Here is a 17,892-nt window from a genome sequence, read left to right on the forward strand (position 1 = left end):
GAAGTCCTTATGCCCCCGACCCTGAGCAAACCCCTGGCACCTTCCTGGGTCAGCCGATTCAAGGAACAGAGTCTGGAGCGTGGCCGCCGCTACGCTTTAGAGAACCGCGTCAGGATCGTCGAGGTCGGCGACGCCACTATCATCGCTGCTTGCGAAGGCTCTGGCGGTAACGTTTACCGTCAGACCATTCGCCTGCGCGAGTCGGCCAAAAGCACTTTGCTGATGATCGACGCCACCTGCACCTGCCCGGTCCACAGCAACTGCAAGCATTGCGCGGCGGTGTTGCTGAAAGTCCAGGAAACCCTCGCCTACCCCGCCGCCGCACAAGACGCCGAACTGCTGGAAAAACTCCAAGCCGTACTGGAAAACCGCAGTCCGAAGGCGCCGCCACAAGTGCTGGTGGATAACGTGCAACCGGTGCCGCGCCTGTGGCTGGCGAGCATCGAGTTCAGCGCCTTCGAACCGCGCAACGGCAAGATGCAGCGCTACATCCAGCATCGTGCGGCGCTGTCCTTCAGCTATCTGGATGAATACGTTTCCGGGCAGAAGAATGCCGACGTGCTGATTCGTCAAGAAACACAGACGCTGCGGATAAAACGTCATCCGGAAGTCGAACAAACCTACAGGGAACAGCTGCGAATCCTCGGTTTCAAGATCGCCACCCGACAAAGCAAGGCCTTGCCGGAAAGTGCGGGCGAACTGTTCGAGATGGTCAACGACAGCGCCTGGCTGACCTTTACCCTGAACGAGCTGCCGAAGCTGCGCACCCAGGGTTGGGAATTGCAGATCGACGAAGATTTCGGTTTCGACCTGACTGCCGTGGACGACTGGTACGCCACCGTCGAACAGGCAGCGGAGCGCGACTGGTTCGATCTGGAACTGGGGATCATCGTCAACGGTGAGCGGCTGAGCCTGTTGCCGATCCTGTTGAACCTGATGCGCTCCCACACCGAAATCCTCAACCCGGAACGCCTCGCCCGACGTCGCGATGACGAGCTGATTCTGGTGAACATCCCCAATCGGCCCAACTCCGAGTACGGCCCGCTGCAAGTCGCCCTGCCCTTTGGTCGTTTGAAACCGGTGCTGGCAACCCTCGGCGAGTTCTATCTGCAAGGGCCCGGCGAAACCACGCTACGCCTGAGCAAAGCTGACGCCACGCGGCTGAATCCGCTGGAAGACATGCCGCTGCTCTGGGAAGGTGGCGAGCAGATCCGCACCTTTGCCCAGCGTTTGCGGGACATCAAGGATTTCACCGCCACCGCACCTGAAGGTTTGAACGCGACCTTGCGTCCGTATCAGCTGGAAGGCTTGAGCTGGATGCAGTCGTTGCGGCAACTGGAAGTGGGCGGAATCCTTGCGGATGACATGGGCCTGGGCAAAACCCTACAGACCCTGGCGCACGTTCTCAGCGAGAAGAACGCCGGGCGCCTTGATCGGCCGTGCATGGTGGTGATGCCTACCAGCCTGATTCCTAACTGGCTCGACGAAGCGGCGCACTTCACACCGCAACTCAAAGTGCTGGCGCTGTACGGTGCCAGTCGCAAAAAGCACTTCGAGAACCTGACCGACTACGACCTGATCCTGACCACCTATGCGCTGCTGCCCAAAGACGTCGAACGTCTGGCCGCACAGCCGTTTCACGTGCTGGTTCTGGATGAAGCGCAATATATCAAGAACCCCAACAGCAAGGCCGCCCAGGCTGCGCGCGCGCTGAATGCTCGCCAGCGCCTGTGCCTGAGCGGCACGCCACTGGAAAACCACTTGGGCGAGCTGTGGTCGCTGTTTCATTTCCTGCTGCCCGGCTGGCTTGGCGATGTGAAAAGTTTCAACCGTGATTACCGCGTGCCGATCGAAAAGCGCGCCAGCGAAGTCAGACTTCAGCATCTCAATGGTCGAATCAAGCCGTTCCTGTTGCGCAGGACCAAGGAACAAGTTGCGACGGAATTACCGCCAAAGACTGAAATCATTCATTGGGTCGAGCTCAACGAAGCCCAGCGCGATGTATACGAAACCATGCGCCTGGCCATGGACAAGAAAGTCCGCGACGAGATCACCCGCAAGGGCGTAGCGCGCAGTCAGATCATCATTCTGGAGGCGCTGCTGAAGCTGCGTCAGGTGTGCTGCGATTTACGCCTGGTCAACGATGCCGTCCTGCCCACTCGCGGCAGCACGTCGGGCAAGCTCGATAGCTTGATGGAAATGCTTGAGGAGCTGTTTGAAGAAGGTCGGCGGATTCTGCTGTTCTCGCAGTTCACCTCAATGCTGGCGTTGATCGAAGACGAACTGAAAAAACGCGGTGTTGAATACGCCTTGTTGACCGGACAGACCCGCGACCGACGCACCCCGGTGAAAGACTTCCAGAGCGGTAAGCGTCAGATCTTTCTGATCAGCCTGAAGGCTGGTGGTGTAGGCCTGAACCTGACTGAGGCCGACACGGTGATTCACTACGACCCTTGGTGGAACCCGGCAACAGAAAACCAGGCCACTGACCGCGCGTATCGCATCGGTCAGGAGAAACCGGTGTTCGTCTACAAAATGATTGCCCGGGGCACGGTGGAAGAGAAGATTCAGCACTTGCAGAAGGAAAAATCCGACTTGGCGGCTGGCGTACTGGATGGGCGCAAGACCGGGGACTGGAAGTTGCAGAGTGATGATATTGAAGCGTTGTTTGCGCCGTTGCCCGACAAGTTCGAAAAATAGCGGCGATTATTAGATCGCTATCGCGGGCAAGTCCGCTCCCACAGGATGATCACTGTACCTGTGGGCGCGGGCTTGCCCGCGATGGGGTCAACTCGGTTTAACGATTGATCAGCCTTTAAGCACCCGCGCCAACGTCGACTTTACCTTTCCCATCCCGCCATGCAACGCCTGCTCGATCTCGGCCATGGTAATCACCGTCGTCGACTTGCCCGCCGCCGGGTTTACCACCAGCGCCAGACAGGCGTAATCCAGTTCCAGCTCACGCGCCAGCGCCGCCTCCGGCATCCCGGTCATTCCGACGATGTCGCAACCGTCACGCTCCAGTTTCGCGATTTCAGCGACGGTTTCCAGCCTAGGCCCCTGAGTGCAGGCATATACGCCTTGACTGCTGTAGCCAACCCCTTCAGCCGCCAACGCCGCGATCAACTGCTGGCGCAGCGGTTCGCTATAGGGATAGCTGAAGTCGATGTGCGTGACCTGCTCCAGGTCATTGGCGAAATAGGTGTGTTCGCGACCGTTGGTGTAGTCAATCAACTGATGGGGTACGCAGAAATGTCCGGTCCCCATCGCAGCATGAATCCCACCCACGGCGTTGACCGCCAGGATCGCTTCAGCACCGGCCTGCTTCAACGCCCAAAGGTTGGCGCGGTAGTTGACCTGGTGCGGCGGAAAACGATGAGGATGACCGTGGCGTGCAAGAAACAGCACTTCCTTGCCCGCGTACTCACCGATCTGCACCTCGGCCGATGGCGCACCGTACGGGGTGTCCACTGCCAATGACTGACGAATGCTCAAGCCTTCGAGTTGCGTCAGGCCAGTGCCGCCGATAATCGCGTAAACCGTCATTACGAAAACCCCTTAATCAATCAGTTGAGCTTCTTTGAGCGCACCGATGGCTGTCAACCAGCGCGGGTCTTGACGGTATTGCGTGCTGGCGTACGACTGGCCGCGCATCCGCGCGATGCGCTCGGACGGCTTGACCTTGAGGCGCTGGGCGGCGCTGAGGGCCAACTCCGCAGCCGCGCGATCGTTGCACACCAGCCCCATGTCGCAACCGGCAGTCAGCGCCGCTTCGATACGGCTGGCTGCATCGCCGACCACGTGGGCACCGGCCATGGACAGGTCATCGCTGAAAATCACGCCATCGAATTGCAGCTCGCCGCGCAGAATGTCCTGCAACCAGCGGCGCGAGAAGCCGGCGGGCTGAGAGTCGACTTGTGGATAAATGACGTGGGCTGGCATGACGGCGGCCAGTTGCTTGCTCAATTTGGCGAACGGCACCAGATCGTTGGCGCGGATCTCATCGAGGCTGCGCTCATCGTTAGGGATCGCGACATGGGAATCCGCCTCGGCCCAGCCGTGACCGGGGAAATGCTTGCCCGTGGCGGCCATGCCGGCGCTGTTCATGCCGCGAATGAAGGCACCGGCCAGCAGCGCTGCACGCTCGGGGTCACCTTCGAACGAGCGGGTGCCGACCACGGCGCTACGCTGATAATCCAGGTCAAGTACCGGCGCAAAACTCAGGTCGAGACCGACAGCCAACACTTCGGTCGCCATGATCCAGCCGCACTGCTCGGCCAGGTATTCGGCATTCGGGTTGTCGGCGATGGCGCGCATGGCCGGCAGGCGCACGAAACCCTGACGCAGGCGCTGAACCCGGCCGCCCTCCTGGTCCACTGCCAGCAGCAGATCGGGGCGAATGGCGCGGATAGCGGCGCTCAACTCACGGACCTGGCGCGGGTGTTCGATGTTGCGGGCAAAAATGATCAGGCCGCCCACTTCGGGCTGACGCAACAATTGGCGATCTTCGGCCGTCAGCCAGGTACCGGCGACGTCCACCATCAACGAGCCTTGCAGGCCAGCAGTCATAGAGATTCCTTGATAACGATAAACCCGGCTCGCACGTATTCACCGCCATGGGCTGTGCCCGGCAGGTCGGTGAACAATAGTGGGAGCGGGTTCAGAACGAGAGTCGGCATGGGCGGCTAGCTTAGCGGATGTCAGCTGCCGCGCCCACCCGTGTGGCTAAACCTTGGCGGCAACCGGAGTCGATTTGCTGCGCGGACGCAACTGCGCGCTGGCCATCGCCGTGTCGGTGACGCCGGTTTCGGCACGCATGCCTGCGGCGAGGAACGGCACCATTAGACGCATCACTTGCTCGATCGAGGTGTTCACACCGAAGTCGGTTTCGGCAATCGCGCGCAACGCTTTGATACCGGACATGCTGAACGCAGCAGCACCCAGCATGAAGTGCACGCGCCAGAACAGCTCAATCGGTGGAATACGCGGCGCGGCTTCGTTGACCAGCATCATGTAACGGCGGAAAACCTTTCCGTACATGTCTTCCAGATAACGACGCAAGTGACCCTGACTCTGACTGAAAGCCAGACCCAGCAAACGCATGAAGATAGAAAGATCATTGCCGCTGCGTGGCTGTACGACCAAGGCTTGCTCGACGAGGATTTCCAGCAGCTCTTCAAGTGTCGGCTTGTTCTCGGGTTTGGCCTGACGTCGCTCCAGCTCTTTATCGAGGCTGATGCAGAACGGCCCGAGAAAGCGTGAGAAGACGGCCTGAATCAACGCCTTCTTCGACCCGAAGTGATAGTTCACCGCCGCCAGATTGACACCGGCCTTGCTGGTAATCAGACGCAACGAGGTTTCAGCGAAACCTTTTTCCGCGAACAACTGCTCGGCAGCATCAAGAATGCGTTCTACGGTTTCCGACTGTGCCATGACTACTCCGCCTGACAAACACTTGTTTGAAACATACGTTTCAGCCTGAGCCTTGTCAAGCCTGGCGGTTCGTTTTGGGAATGGTCGGTCAGCTATTTAACCATACAACGGCGAAGCATCAATAAGCGGGCTGATCGACCGTCTGGCGGTCTGCAAAAAAAGGGGCATTGCCAAGTCGGTTTCACTGTATATAATCCCAGTCACTGTATAAAAAGACAGAGCGATCAATATGCTAAAGCTGACGCCACGCCAAGCAGAGATTCTGGCCTTCATCAAACGCTGCCTAGAAGACAACGGCTACCCGCCAACCCGCGCGGAAATCGCTCAGGAACTGGGTTTCAAGTCGCCCAACGCGGCGGAAGAACACCTCAAAGCGCTGGCCCGCAAGGGTGCAATCGAGATGACGCCTGGCGCCTCCCGTGGTATTCGCATTCCGGGCTTCGAAGCCAAGGCTGACGAATCCTCCCTGCCGATCATTGGCCGAGTGGCTGCTGGTGCCCCAATCCTGGCCCAACAGCACATCGAAGAATCCTGCAACATCAATCCTTCGTTCTTCCATCCGCGCGCTGACTATCTGCTGCGGGTTCATGGCATGAGCATGAAGGATGTGGGTATTTTCGACGGCGACTTGCTGGCCGTCCATACCACCCGTGAAGCCCGCAATGGCCAGATCGTGGTCGCACGGATCGGCGACGAAGTGACCGTCAAACGCTTCAAGCGCGACGGCAGCAAAGTCTGGCTGATTGCCGAAAACCCTGAATTTGCCCCTATCGAAGTGAACCTGAAAGATCAGGAACTGGTGATCGAAGGCTTGAGTGTTGGCGTCATTCGCCGCTAAAGGAGGCTTTATGCAGTTCCCACATACATCACAGCAAGCCCAACTGCCGTTGTTCGAGGCGTTCATGGTGCAGCCGTTGGCGCCGATTCTGAAAGACGTGGTCGAGTCGCCATGGAGCGCCGAACCTGAAGTTTTCAGTGAGCTGTCACTGCGTGGTGCGACCGGGAACTGCCTGAACCTTCTCGCGCCGATCCTCAGGGAGTTGAGTCAGGATCAGGACGCGCGCTGGCTGACACTGATCGCTCCGCCCGCCAGCCTGACCCAGGCCTGGCTGCGGGACGCGGGCTTGAACCGCGAGCGTATCCTGCTGCTGCAACCGCGCGGTACCCAGAGCGCTCAGCAACTGACCTGCGAAGCCCTTCGCCTCGGCCGCAGCCACACGGTAGTCAGCTGGCTCAACCCACTGAGCACAACCTTACGGGCACAGTTGATCAGCGCCGCCCGTACCGGGGATGCACAAAGTCTGAATATTCGTCTGGGTTAACTGACAAGCAATGCGCGCGCTGAACAGCGCGGGGCTTCTCCAAGGATAGAGAAGCCGATCTGTAGCGGTATCCGCAAATAACCGACGGACGGGATCAATGCAGAACCCGCGTGCCCTCATCTGTGTTGAATTCACCTTCAACCAAACGTCCGGCCATCTGAACGCCGACGCTCAACATCGCCTTGGCGACTTCCACGTGCTGGCCTTGCAGGAACGCTTTGGCATCCTCGGAGAAATTCAAAGTAACCAGAGAACCCTCGTCCTCGGCCCTGCGCAATTCGATACGGCCGTCTGGTAACTCGACAATTTCTAGAAAGGACGTTGGCATAAAGATCTGTTCTCCACGAAAGGCGGGGATTATATAGGCATCGGCCAGGCTTCGCTCGGGATCTTGACCAGCTGCTTTTACAAAGGGAAATATCTGACAGCACTCTTCCCTAAAACGGACAGCCCATCGGACCACCCGTCGAAACACTCAATCCTTCAGCACTCGTTCAATCCTTCGCGAAATCGAATCGCCAGACCTTTGAGGTTCTGACGCCAGCTCTCCAACTCTTCCCTGCTCAACTCTTGAGGCATCTCCTCCTCATCCAGGTTAACAGCCAGAATGAGCGGCTGCGTCACGTCACCCTTGGGCTTGTGCGGCGCCCGTGGCGGTTGAAACAGTGCAGCATGGGCGGCCAACAGTTTGGCCAGCCAGGTTTCCGAATTGTTGGCCAACTCGACCATCTCAGCCATTTCAGGAATTGCAATGGCTTCCAGTACTTCGCGGGTCAGCAACATCTCGGCCCGAGGCGCGTTGGCCTGCGGCAGTCGATAGAAACCGGCGATTTCATGGCAAAGCCCCAGCAGAGCACCGTACAGGTGAAACAACGCCGATTCGCGTCCGGCCTGAATCAGCGCCAGGGAGTTCATCGCCCGCCCCTCTTCGGCCCTGGCGAGCGCTTCCAGCGACAGGCCGGCGAAATAGATCTTCTGGTTGGTACGGGTATAGAGTTCGTGGGCCATGACGGCAGCCTCCACTACGAAATAATTGCTTCACACAGATCGGACAGTGTCGTGGATCACCTTCGCTTCCCGCAAGCACAAAACAAAAGGCCGCATGAAAACCCGAGGGTTGTCATGCGGCCTTGTGAATAAGCGCCTTTTAAGCCTTGGCTGCTGGACGCTTGTCTTCAACCTTCCACTTACCGCCGTCGTAATACGCCTTCCAGCCGGTCGGTTTACCCTCGACTTCAGTCTGCACGTATTGCTCTTTGGTCTTGCGGCTATAACGGATCACCGCCGGAAGGCCGTCTGGATCTTTCTTCGGTGCCTCGCAGAGGAAGTGATACTTCGGATCGATCTCATCCTTATGCGGCACAATTTCCATGACCAGCGGAGCACGCGTCTCGCGGTTTTTCGGGAACTGGCTGGCTGCCAGGAACAGACCGGAAGCACCGTCGCGCAGGATGTAGGTGTCGTTGACCTTTTCGCATTTCAGCTCAGGCATCTTCACCGGATCCATTTTCGGTGGCGCCGCATCACCGCTTTTCAGCAATTTACGGGTGTTCTTGCAGGTCGCGTTGGTGCAACCGAAGAACTTGCCAAAACGGCCGGTCTTGAGCTGCATCTCGCTGCCGCACTTGTCGCATTCCAGGCTCGGACCTTCATAGCCCTTGATGCGATAAGAGCCCTCTTCGATTTCGTAGCCGTCGCAATCCGGGTTATTACCGCAGATGTGCAGCTTGCGCTTCTCGTCGAGCAGATAAGCGTCCATCGCCGTGCTGCAGATCGGGCAACGATGCTTCCCACGCAAGACCAGCGACTCCGATTCACCCTCGTCGTCGGCTGCGATTTCATCGCCCGGCACCAGGTTGACGGTAGCCTTGCAGCGTTCTTTCGGCGGCAGGCTGTAACCCGAGCAACCGAGGAACACGCCTGTCGATGCAGTACGAATCTGCATCGGACGACCGCACAACACGCACGGGATATCCGTCATCACCGGCTGGTTGCTGCGCATGCCACCTTCGGCACTTTCGGCTACTTCGAGTTTCTTCTTGAAGTCGCCATAAAACTCGTCGAGCACGTTTTTCCAGTCGCGTTCGCCTTGGGCCACGTCATCGAGGTTCTCTTCCATGCCGGCCGTAAAGCCGTAGTCCATCAGATTGGAGAAGCTCTCGGCGAGGCGCTCGGTCACGATGTCGCCCATCTTTTCCGAGTAGAAACGACGGTTATGCAGCGCCACGTAGCCGCGATCCTGAATGGTCGAAATGATCGCTGCGTAGGTCGAAGGACGGCCGATGCCGCGTTTTTCCATTTCTTTTACCAGGCTCGCTTCCGAGTAACGCGCGGGCGGCTTGGTGAAGTGCTGGGTCGGATCAAGCTTGATCAGCTTCATCGCGTCGCCCTGGGCCATGTCCGGCAGCACGTCGTCATCGCCTGGCTTGGCGATTTGCGGCATGACGCGGGTATAGCCGTCGAATTTCAGGATGCGGCCCTTGGCGCGCAACTCGAAGTCACCGGCACCGACAGTGACAGTGGTCGACAGGTATTGGGCTGGCAGCATCTGGCAAGCGAGAAACTGGCGCCAGATCAGCTCGTAGAGCCGCTCAGCATCACGCTCCATGCCCGACAGCTTGCTTGGCTCGGTATTGGCGTCGGACGGACGAATCGCTTCGTGAGCCTCTTGTGCGCCTTCCTTGCTGCTGTAGACGTTCGGGTTTTCCGGCAGATACTTCTTGCCGAACTCGCTTTCAATATAAGTACGCGCCATCGCCACCGCATCAACCGAGAGGTTGGTGGAGTCGGTACGCATGTACGTGATGTAGCCAGCTTCGTACAGACGCTGGGCCATCATCATGGTTTTCTTCACACCGAAGCCCAGGCGGTTGCTCGCAGCCTGTTGCAGAGTGGAAGTAATGAACGGAGCCGACGGCTTGCTGCTGGTCGGTTTGTCTTCGCGCTTGACGATGCTGTAGCTGGATGCCTTGAGCTTCTCCAGCGCGGCCATGGCCTGGGCTTCGTTCAGCGGCTTGAAGGCTTCGCCTTTCTCGCGGGCCACGTCGAAGCGCACGGTGGCGCCCTTGGCGGTGCCGAGATCGGCGTGGACTTCCCAGTACTCTTCCGGGTTGAACGCGCGAATTTCACGCTCACGCTCAACGACCAGTTTTACCGCGACCGATTGCACGCGACCGGCGGACAGCCCACGGGCGATCTTGGCCCATAGCAACGGTGAAACCATGTAACCCACAACGCGGTCGAGGAAGCGACGCGCCTGCTGGGCGTTCACACGATCGATGTCCAGCTCGCCCGGCTTGGAGAAGGCTTCCTGGATCGCCTTCTTGGTGATCTCGTTGAACACCACGCGTTTGTACCGACTGTCATCACCACCGATGGCTTCGCGCAGGTGCCAGGCAATGGCTTCCCCCTCGCGATCCAAGTCGGTTGCGAGATAGATGGTGTCAGCATCTTTGGCGAGCCGGCGCAGCTCTTCGATGACCTTTTCCTTGCCCGGGAGGATCTCGTACTTGGCTTTCCAGCCATGATCGGGATCGACACCCATGCGCGAGACCAGCTGCTTGCGCGCTTTCTCTTTCGGCGTGAGCACCGGACCTTCACCCGCGGCGGCCTTGCCGCGCTTGGCGGCTGGCTCTTTGCTGGCGCTAGCCGAACCGCTGGTGGGCAGGTCTCGGATATGGCCGATACTCGACTTCACCACGTATTGGTTACCCAGATACTTGTTGATGGTCTTGGCCTTAGCCGGGGATTCCACAATGACCAGCGATTTGCCCATGGATCAGAAAATTCCTGAATTCTAGAAGTGAAAGGCGGTTGGCGCCTGACGCGGCACCGCTATATATAGTGGCTACAAGATGAGGTCAAGCGCAGGGTTCCGCGCGCACTCAGCTTATGGCTTGGAAAAAAGACTCGGTTCGGCTTGCACCAAAGCAAAGCGAGGCACCTGTTCGCCGTCAACCTCGACCGACTCCAGGAACATGCTCAAGGGACGCACCCAAAAGCCGTAATCGCCATACAGGGCTTGGTAGAAGACCACTTCTTCTTCGGTTTCCGAATGCCGCGCAATACTGAATACACGGTACTGCGGACCTTTGTAATGTTGGTAGAGTCCAGGTTGTATCGGCATGGTTTGGCCCTCACACAAAAAAAAAAATAAAAAATTTCAGAAAAACAAAAACCGGGGCACTTGGCCCCGGCTTCCGTCAACGGAACGCTTAAACGCGTTCGAAGACGGTGGAGATGCCTTGGCCGAGACCAATGCACATGGTAGCTACCCCGAAGGTACCGCCATTTTGCTTCATCACGTTCAGCAGAGTGCCGGAGATACGCGCACCGGAGCAACCAAATGGGTGACCCAGGGCAATCGCGCCGCCGTGCAGGTTAACCTTCTCGTTCATCTTGTCGAGTACTTTCAAATCTTTCAGCACTGGCAGGGCCTGTGCGGCGAAAGCTTCGTTGAGCTCGAAGAAGTCGATATCGTTAATGCCAAGACCCGCGCGCTTCAGCGCTTTTTGTGTAGCCGGTACTGGACCATAGCCCATGATTGCCGGGTCCACACCTGCCACTGCCATTGAACGAATCACCGCCAAAGGCTGGATGCCCAGGTCCTGCGCACGCTGCGCCGACATCACGATCATGCACGAAGCACCATCGGTGATCTGCGACGAAGTACCGGCTGTCACGGTGCCGCCCTTAGGGTTGAAAGCAGGCTTGAGAGCCGCCAGGCTTTCCAGGGTAGTTTCCGGACGAATGGTTTCGTCGTAGTCGAACAGTTTCAGGAAACCGTTCTCGTCGTAGCCCTGCATCGGGATGATTTCGTCTTTGAACTTGCCCTCCAGCGTCGCTTTATGAGCGAGCTGGTGGGAGCGCACGCCGAAAGCGTCCTGTTGTTCGCGAGTGATGCCATGCATTTTGCCGAGCATTTCTGCGGTCAGGCCCATCATGCCCGAGGCTTTCGCCGCGTACAGGGACATGTGCGGGTTCGGATCGACACCGTGCATCATGCTCACGTGGCCCATATGCTCGACGCCGCCAACCACGAACACGTCACCGTTGCCGGTCATGATCGCTTGCGCCGCAGTGTGCAGAGCGCTCATCGACGAGCCACACAGACGACTGACGGTCTGGCCGGCAGCAGTGTGCGGGATCTGAGTCATCAGGGACGCCATGCGGGCGATGTTCCAGCCCTGCTCCAGGGTCTGGTTCACACAGCCCCAGATCACGTCTTCGACTTCGTTCGGGTCGACCTTGACGTTGCGTTCCAGCAATTTGCTGATCAGGTGCGCCGACATGTCTTCGGCGCGGGTGTTGCGGTGCATGCCGCCCTTGGAGCGGCCCATCGGAGTACGACCGAAGTCGACAATCACGACGTCTCTAGGATTCAAGCTCATATATTCACTCTCACTCTAGTTGGGGGCGCTTAACCGAAGAACCGCTGGCCGTTTTTGGCCATTTCACGCAGTTTCGCGGTCGGGTGGTACAGCGCGCCCAAATCAGCGTATTGGTCAGCCAGCGCAACGAACTCTGCAACACCGAGCGAATCGATGTAGCGCAGCGCACCGCCACGGAATGGAGGGAAACCAATACCGTAGACCAGACCCATGTCGGCTTCGGCAGCGGTTTCGACAATGCCGTCTTCCAGGCAACGCACGGTTTCCAGGCACAGCGGGATCATCATCCAGTTGATGATGTCTTCGTCAGTGACTTCGCGCTGTTCGTAAACGATCGGCTTGAGCACTTCCAGCACCGACGGGTCGGCGACTTTCTTCTGCTTGCCTTTCTTGTCGGTCTCGTAGGCGTAGAAGCCCTTGCCGTTCTTCTGGCCCAGGCGCTTGGCTTCGTAAAGCACGTCGATGGCCGAACGACGGTCGTCCTTCATGCGGTCCGGGAAACCTTCAGCCATTACGTCACGACCGTGGTGGCCGGTGTCGATGCCGACCACGTCCATCAGGTACGCCGGGCCCATTGGCCAGCCGAATTTTTCCATGACCTTGTCGATACGGACGAAGTCCACACCGGCGCTGACCAGCTTGGCGAAACCACCGAAGTACGGGAACAGTACGCGGTTGACCAGGAAGCCCGGGCAGTCGTTGACGACGATCGGGTTCTTGCCCATTTTCTTGGCGTAGGCAACGGTGGTGGCAACTGCCAGCTCACTGGACTTCTCGCCACGAATCACTTCCACCAGCGGCATCATGTGCACCGGGTTGAAGAAGTGCATGCCGACGAAGTTTTCCGGACGCTTGAGGGCTTTGGCCAGCAAGGTGATGGAAATGGTCGAGGTGTTGGACGCGAGGATGGTGTCCTCTTTGACCTTGTCTTCGACTTCGGCCAGAACGGCTTGCTTGACCTTAGGGTTCTCGACGACCGCTTCGACGACCAGATCAACGTGACCAAAATCACCGTAGGACAGGGTCGGACGAATGCCGTTGAGCACTTCAGCCATTTTCGCCGGAGTCATGCGACCTTTATCAACGCGGCTCACCAGCAGCTTGGCGGCTTCAGCCAGACCTTGCTCGATACCGTGCTCGTTGATGTCTTTCATCAGGATCGGCGTGCCTTTGGAGGCCGACTGATAAGCGATACCGCCACCCATGATGCCGGCGCCCAATACGGCTGCCTGCTTCACGTCCTTGGCGATTTCGTCGTAGGCCTTGGCCTTTTTCTTCAGCTCCTGATCGTTCAGGAACAGACCGATCAAGCTCTGCGCGGCAGAGGTCTTGGCCAGTTTGACGAACCCGTTGGCTTCGACTTCCAGCGCCTTGTCGCGACCGAAGTTCGCGGCTTTCTGGATGGTCTTGATCGCTTCGACCGGCGCCGGGTAGTTCGGGCCAGCTTGACCGGCCACGAAACCTTTGGCGGTTTCGAAAGCCATCATTTGTTCGATGGCGTTCAACTTCAGCTTCTCAAGCTTCGGCTGACGCTTGGCCTTGTAATCGAACTCGCCGCAGATGGCGCGCTTGATCAGCTCCAGGGCGGCTTCCTGCAGTTTCTCAGGGGCAACCACTGCATCGACTGCGCCGACTTTCAGCGCGTCTTCAGGACGGTTTTCCTTACCGGCGGCAATCCATTCGATGGCGTTGTCGGCACCGATAATGCGCGGCAGGCGCACGGTACCGCCGAAGCCCGGGTAGATGCCCAGCTTGACTTCCGGCAGGCCGATCTTGGCCTTGGTGGACATGACGCGGTAGTCCGCCGCCAGGCACATTTCCAGACCACCACCCAGAGCGATGCCGTTGATCGCGGCGACAGTCGGGACGTTGAGGTCTTCGAAATCGCTGAAAATCTTGTTGGCTTCCAGGTTGCCTGCAACAAGCTCTGCATCAGGCAGCTTGAAGTTCTCGACAAATTCGGTGATGTCGGCGCCGACAATGAACACGTCCTTGCCACTGCTGACGATCACACCCTTGATCGAAGCATCTGCCTTGATGGTGTCTACGGCCTGACGCAGTTCGTTCAGGGTTAGACGGTTGAACTTGTTGACGGACTCACCCTTGAGGTCGAATTTTAATTCGACGATGCCACTTTCAAGAGCCTTAACCGTGATGGCTTTACCTTCGTAAATCATCAACTGATCTCCACGATATGGAAGCTGAACAGTACACGTCGGACCCAGGCGAATGGCTTGGCAGGGACGTTAATCGTCAATGCTACGCCAATCCACCCGGCACACCCGCCAACGCGATAGTCGGGATTCTGTAGGAGCGATCTGTAATACAAACGCTCAATTCATACGCCCGTTTGATTTGGGTGCGTCACCTTCACGGAATTCCCGGCAATTGTCAATCGCCCAAAATGCTGGTTGAAACGCGACTTTCCGGTCATTTCCGTACCGCGAAGATCTTCAACATGCAGATGCATGTGCGGTCATTCATAAGATCAATAGTTAGAAAAGTCGCCCTAACTTACTGCGAACCGCGTTGAAGCGGCTACGCTGGCGAGGACCTTAGAAAAAAATATGAACGCTTTTGGCGAACGCCCAGCGTAAGATCAGCCCACACCGAATTACCGGCCTGCCTGGCCAACCCCAGCCCGATGATGATGTCGGGCTTTTTATTGCCTGTCTGTCAGGCATTTCGCGCCATTGCAGCGCGAAATTTCAGCGTGTCATGCCAGCGCTTTCAGCAGCGCATCAATATCCTGTAGAACAGTCGCGTCGCCCTTCTCGCCCCAGTACAACGTGATCATCTGCTTGTCCGCTTCGATCTTGTAAACGTTGGCCGGCAATTTTTCGAAATGATTGAGCAGCGCTCGATCCTCGCAGATCTCTTGCCATCGATTCACCCACACACCCGGCGCTTTTTGCCAGTAACTCCAGCATGCCGGCTGATTGCCGCGCCGTGGTCGATGGTACTGGGCACACGGGCTCGGCGGCTCCGGATTCAGCCAGTGCGGCCACTCCTGAGGCGCCAGCTGCATGGCCAGCCCGATGCGTCGCGCCTCCATGCGCAAAGCCATGCGCCCGCTCTGCCCACGAGACGGTCGCAACCATGCCAGCGGACTCAGTACCACCAGCAGGATTGACACCACTATCCAGACCGTCATATCTGTACTCCCGATTCTTGATGAGCGCTTTGAGTCACTTTGGAACCAATGCGCTTGAAACCAGCCATACTTACCAATATTGCAATCCTCAGGAGGAGCACCTCATGCCCTACAACCACATTCTGGTCGCTGTAGATCTAACCGAAGAGTGCGATCCTGTAATCCACCGCGCTCGCGAGCTGTCGATGAGCAACGGCGCGAAGTTGTCCCTGGTGCACATTGTCGAGCCGATGGCCATGGCATTTGGCGGTGACGTGCCGATGGACCTGTCGCAGTTGCAGCAACAGCAGTTCGATCAGGCCCGAGAGCGCCTGGACCGACTGATCGTGAAGTACCCGGAACTCTCCAAGGAATACAGCCACCTGACCTACGGCCAGCCACGCCAGGAGATTCATCATCTGGCCAAGGAGCAAGGGTGCGACATGATCGTGGTGGGCAGTCATGGGCGGCATGGCCTGGCGCTCCTGCTGGGTTCCACCGCCAATGACGTACTGCACGGAGCGCCTTGCGATGTGCTCGCGGTGCGTCTGCAAAACAAAAGCTGATAATACGGAACCTCTGTGGGAGTGAGCCTGCTCGCTCCCACAGAGGTTGTGCATCAATCTGTAGATCACTTTCCATACCAAAAACCCGGCGCTCATCACTGAACGCCGGGCTTTTTTATTGCAGGATCAGTCAGGCATCCAGCTCGGCCCAACGCTCGACCATGATGTCGAGCTCCGCCTGCAATTGCTCCAGCTGAGCGATCACCGCAGCCGTCTCGGCAGCAGGACGCTGATAGAAGCTCGCATCAGCCATTTGGGCCTCAACGGTAGCGATCTGCTGCTCCATGGCTTCGATCTGACCCGGCAACATTTCCAGCTCACGCTGCAACTTGTAGCTGAGCTTCTTCTTCGCCACTGGCGCGTCTACCGCAGCGCCCGGCGCAGGTTCGGCCGTCACGACCGCAGAGGTCAGGTCGGCTTTGCCGGATTTGCTCTCGGTCACGCCCAGCAGGCGCGGCGAGCCGCCCTGGCGCAGCCAGTCCTGATAGCCACCCACATATTCGCGAACCTTGCCTTCACCTTCGAAGACCAGGGTGCTGGTGACCACGTTGTCGAGGAATGCCCGGTCGTGGCTGACCATCAGCACGGTGCCGTTGAAGGTCAGCAAGACCTCTTCCAGCAACTCGAGGGTTTCGACGTCGAGGTCGTTGGTCGGTTCGTCGAGGACCAGCAGGTTCGCTGGTTTGCTGAACAGTTTCGCCAGCAACAAGCGCGCACGCTCACCACCGGACAGCGCCTTGACCGGCGTGCGGGCACGCTGCGGGCTGAACAGGAAGTCGCCGAGGTAGCTCAGCACGTGACGGCTCTGACCATCGATATCGATGAAGTCGCGACCTTCTGCAACGTTGTCGATCACAGTCTTTTCCAGGTCCAGCTGATGGCGCAACTGGTCGAAGTAGGCCACGTCGATCCGCGTCCCCTCTTCCACTGTGCCGCTGGTTGGTTGCAGACCGTTGAGCATCAGTTTCAGCAAGGTGGTCTTGCCGGTACCGTTTGCGCCCAGCAGACCGATACGGTCGCCGCGCGTCAGGACCATCGAGAAATCCTTGATCAGGAACGGGCCGCCTGGGTGAGCAAAGCTCACGTTGTCGAGGACCATCACCTGCTTGCCGGACTTGTCGGCGGTATCCAGTTGAATATTGGCCTTGCCGGTGCGCTCACGACGCTCGCTACGCTCATTGCGCAGGGCTTTGAGGGCGCGGACGCGGCCTTCGTTACGGGTGCGGCGAGCCTTGATGCCCTGGCGGATCCAGACTTCTTCCTGGGCCAGTTTTTTGTCGAACAGCGCGTTGGCGGTGTCTTCAGCGGCCAAGGAGGCCTCTTTGTGCACGAGGAAGCTGGCGTAGTCGCCGTTCCAGTCGATCAGGCCACCGCGATCCAGTTCGAGAATACGGGTTGCGAGGTTCTGCAGGAATGAACGGTCGTGCGTGATAAACAGCACGGCGCCCTGGAAATCCTTCAACGCTTCTTCGAGCCAGGCGATCGCACCGATGTCCAGGTGGTTGGTCGGTTCGTCGAGCAGCAGCAGATCGGGCTCGGAAACCAGGGCCTGGGCCAGCAGGACGCGGCGACGCCAGCCACCGGACAACTCGGCGAGGGTCTTGTCGGCCGGCAACTGCAGACGGCTCAAGGTGCTGTCGACCAGCTGCTGTAAACGCCAGCCATCGCGGGCTTCGAGGTCGTGCTGGACGTGCATCAGTTTGTCCAGATCGGCGTCGGTGACGATGTTCTGGCTCAGGTGGTGATACTGCGCGAGCAGCTCGCCGACACCGTCCAGGCCTTCGGCCACCACGTCGAACACGGTCCGCTCGTCGGCTACCGGCAATTCTTGCGGCAATTCGCCAATCTTGAGGCCGGGCGCGCGCCAAACGGAGCCTTCGTCAGGCTTCTGGTCGCCCTTGACGAGCTTCATCATGCTGGACTTGCCAGTGCCGTTGCGGCCGATGATGCACACCCGCTCACCACGGGCGATCTGCCAGGACACCTTGTCCAACAACGGCATAGCGCCGAAAGCAAGGGACACATCGCTGAATTTGAGCAGGGTCATG

General features: G+C 58.5%; 15 protein-coding genes. 4 read left to right on the forward strand and 11 right to left on the reverse strand.

What is annotated here, in order from left to right; genetic code table 11:
• Positions 1 to 9 precede the first annotated feature (9 nt).
• A complete protein-coding gene (locus tag FQ185_RS09165) occupies positions 10 to 2,700 on the forward strand; it encodes a DEAD/DEAH box helicase (protein WP_149417145.1) in 2,691 nt (896 codons plus the stop codon).
• 108 nt (positions 2,701 to 2,808) lie between these two features.
• On the opposite strand, the gene FQ185_RS09170 is transcribed toward FQ185_RS09165, so the two are convergent.
• From FQ185_RS09170 to FQ185_RS09180, 3 genes are all read right to left on the reverse strand, one after another.
• Positions 2,809 to 3,546 carry an S-methyl-5'-thioinosine phosphorylase gene (locus FQ185_RS09170; RefSeq protein ID WP_149417146.1) on the reverse strand — a complete coding sequence of 246 codons (738 nt, stop codon included), beginning with the start codon at positions 3,544 to 3,546 and terminating at the stop codon, positions 2,809 to 2,811.
• A gap of 12 nt (positions 3,547 to 3,558) precedes the next feature.
• Positions 3,559 to 4,557: a beta-N-acetylhexosaminidase gene (nagZ, locus tag FQ185_RS09175; protein WP_178113517.1), complete on the reverse strand. Its 999-nt coding sequence runs from the start codon at positions 4,555 to 4,557 to the stop codon at positions 3,559 to 3,561.
• Positions 4,558 to 4,725: 168 nt separating this feature from the next.
• Positions 4,726 to 5,433, reverse strand: coding sequence for a TetR/AcrR family transcriptional regulator (locus FQ185_RS09180; protein ID WP_149417148.1), 708 nt, complete (start codon positions 5,431 to 5,433; stop codon positions 4,726 to 4,728).
• Positions 5,434 to 5,662: 229 nt separating this feature from the next.
• Here FQ185_RS09180 and lexA point away from each other — a divergent pair, with 229 nt between their 5' ends.
• Positions 5,663 to 6,271, forward strand: a complete 609-nt coding sequence (lexA, locus tag FQ185_RS09185) for a transcriptional repressor LexA (RefSeq protein ID WP_007907770.1) — start codon at positions 5,663 to 5,665, stop codon at positions 6,269 to 6,271.
• Between the two features lie 10 nt (positions 6,272 to 6,281).
• Complete coding sequence (sulA, locus tag FQ185_RS09190) at positions 6,282 to 6,755, forward strand: SOS-induced cell division inhibitor SulA (protein ID WP_149417149.1); 474 nt, start codon at positions 6,282 to 6,284, stop codon at positions 6,753 to 6,755.
• Between the two features lie 94 nt (positions 6,756 to 6,849).
• Here sulA and FQ185_RS09195 read toward each other — a convergent pair whose 3' ends face one another.
• The 7 genes from FQ185_RS09195 to FQ185_RS09225 form a co-directional block, all read right to left on the reverse strand.
• Entirely contained in the window at positions 6,850 to 7,083 is a 234-nt protein-coding gene (locus FQ185_RS09195; RefSeq protein WP_149417150.1) for a hypothetical protein, read from the reverse strand.
• A 155-nt stretch (positions 7,084 to 7,238) separates the two neighbouring features.
• Positions 7,239 to 7,763, reverse strand: coding sequence for a DUF6586 family protein (locus tag FQ185_RS09200; protein ID WP_149417151.1), 525 nt, complete (start codon positions 7,761 to 7,763; stop codon positions 7,239 to 7,241).
• A 139-nt stretch (positions 7,764 to 7,902) separates the two neighbouring features.
• A complete protein-coding gene (topA, locus tag FQ185_RS09205; protein ID WP_149417152.1) occupies positions 7,903 to 10,530 on the reverse strand; it encodes a type I DNA topoisomerase in 2,628 nt (875 codons plus the stop codon).
• A 114-nt stretch (positions 10,531 to 10,644) separates the two neighbouring features.
• Entirely contained in the window at positions 10,645 to 10,881 is a 237-nt protein-coding gene (locus FQ185_RS09210; protein WP_046047845.1) for a DUF1653 domain-containing protein, read from the reverse strand.
• Positions 10,882 to 10,969: 88 nt separating this feature from the next.
• A complete protein-coding gene (fadA, locus tag FQ185_RS09215; RefSeq protein ID WP_010456360.1) occupies positions 10,970 to 12,145 on the reverse strand; it encodes an acetyl-CoA C-acyltransferase FadA in 1,176 nt (391 codons plus the stop codon).
• Between the two features lie 29 nt (positions 12,146 to 12,174).
• Positions 12,175 to 14,322, reverse strand: a complete 2,148-nt coding sequence (gene fadB, locus FQ185_RS09220) for a fatty acid oxidation complex subunit alpha FadB (protein ID WP_149417153.1) — start codon at positions 14,320 to 14,322, stop codon at positions 12,175 to 12,177.
• Positions 14,323 to 14,861: 539 nt separating this feature from the next.
• Positions 14,862 to 15,299 (reverse strand): hypothetical protein, encoded by a 438-nt coding sequence (locus tag FQ185_RS09225; protein ID WP_149417154.1) that lies wholly within the window; start codon positions 15,297 to 15,299, stop codon positions 14,862 to 14,864.
• Positions 15,300 to 15,403: 104 nt separating this feature from the next.
• Here FQ185_RS09225 and FQ185_RS09230 point away from each other — a divergent pair, with 104 nt between their 5' ends.
• Complete coding sequence (locus tag FQ185_RS09230) at positions 15,404 to 15,844, forward strand: universal stress protein (protein ID WP_149417155.1); 441 nt, start codon at positions 15,404 to 15,406, stop codon at positions 15,842 to 15,844.
• 130 nt (positions 15,845 to 15,974) lie between these two features.
• Here the strand turns inward: FQ185_RS09230 and FQ185_RS09235 are convergent, their stop codons facing one another.
• Positions 15,975 to 17,891, reverse strand: a complete 1,917-nt coding sequence (locus tag FQ185_RS09235; RefSeq protein WP_149417156.1) for an ATP-binding cassette domain-containing protein — start codon at positions 17,889 to 17,891, stop codon at positions 15,975 to 15,977.
• Position 17,892: the final 1 nt, after the last annotated feature.

The sequence above is a fragment of the Pseudomonas sp. ANT_H12B genome, from assembly GCF_008369325.1.
Taxonomy (GTDB): domain Bacteria; phylum Pseudomonadota; class Gammaproteobacteria; order Pseudomonadales; family Pseudomonadaceae; genus Aquipseudomonas.

Coding starts and splice junctions, on each gene's coding strand:
- FQ185_RS09165 (WP_149417145.1), top strand. CDS start 10: ATGCCCCCGACCCTGAGCAAACCCCTGGCACCTTCCTGGGTCAGCCGA.
- FQ185_RS09170 (WP_149417146.1), bottom strand. CDS start 3,546: ATGACGGTTTACGCGATTATCGGCGGCACTGGCCTGACGCAACTCGAA.
- FQ185_RS09180 (WP_149417148.1), bottom strand. CDS start 5,433: ATGGCACAGTCGGAAACCGTAGAACGCATTCTTGATGCTGCCGAGCAG.
- lexA (WP_007907770.1), top strand. CDS start 5,663: ATGCTAAAGCTGACGCCACGCCAAGCAGAGATTCTGGCCTTCATCAAA.
- sulA (WP_149417149.1), top strand. CDS start 6,282: ATGCAGTTCCCACATACATCACAGCAAGCCCAACTGCCGTTGTTCGAG.
- FQ185_RS09195 (WP_149417150.1), bottom strand. CDS start 7,083: ATGCCAACGTCCTTTCTAGAAATTGTCGAGTTACCAGACGGCCGTATC.
- FQ185_RS09200 (WP_149417151.1), bottom strand. CDS start 7,763: ATGGCCCACGAACTCTATACCCGTACCAACCAGAAGATCTATTTCGCC.
- topA (WP_149417152.1), bottom strand. CDS start 10,530: ATGGGCAAATCGCTGGTCATTGTGGAATCCCCGGCTAAGGCCAAGACC.
- FQ185_RS09210 (WP_046047845.1), bottom strand. CDS start 10,881: ATGCCGATACAACCTGGACTCTACCAACATTACAAAGGTCCGCAGTAC.
- fadA (WP_010456360.1), bottom strand. CDS start 12,145: ATGAGCTTGAATCCTAGAGACGTCGTGATTGTCGACTTCGGTCGTACT.
- fadB (WP_149417153.1), bottom strand. CDS start 14,322: ATGATTTACGAAGGTAAAGCCATCACGGTTAAGGCTCTTGAAAGTGGC.
- FQ185_RS09225 (WP_149417154.1), bottom strand. CDS start 15,299: ATGACGGTCTGGATAGTGGTGTCAATCCTGCTGGTGGTACTGAGTCCG.
- FQ185_RS09230 (WP_149417155.1), top strand. CDS start 15,404: ATGCCCTACAACCACATTCTGGTCGCTGTAGATCTAACCGAAGAGTGC.
- FQ185_RS09235 (WP_149417156.1), bottom strand. CDS start 17,891: ATGACCCTGCTCAAATTCAGCGATGTGTCCCTTGCTTTCGGCGCTATG.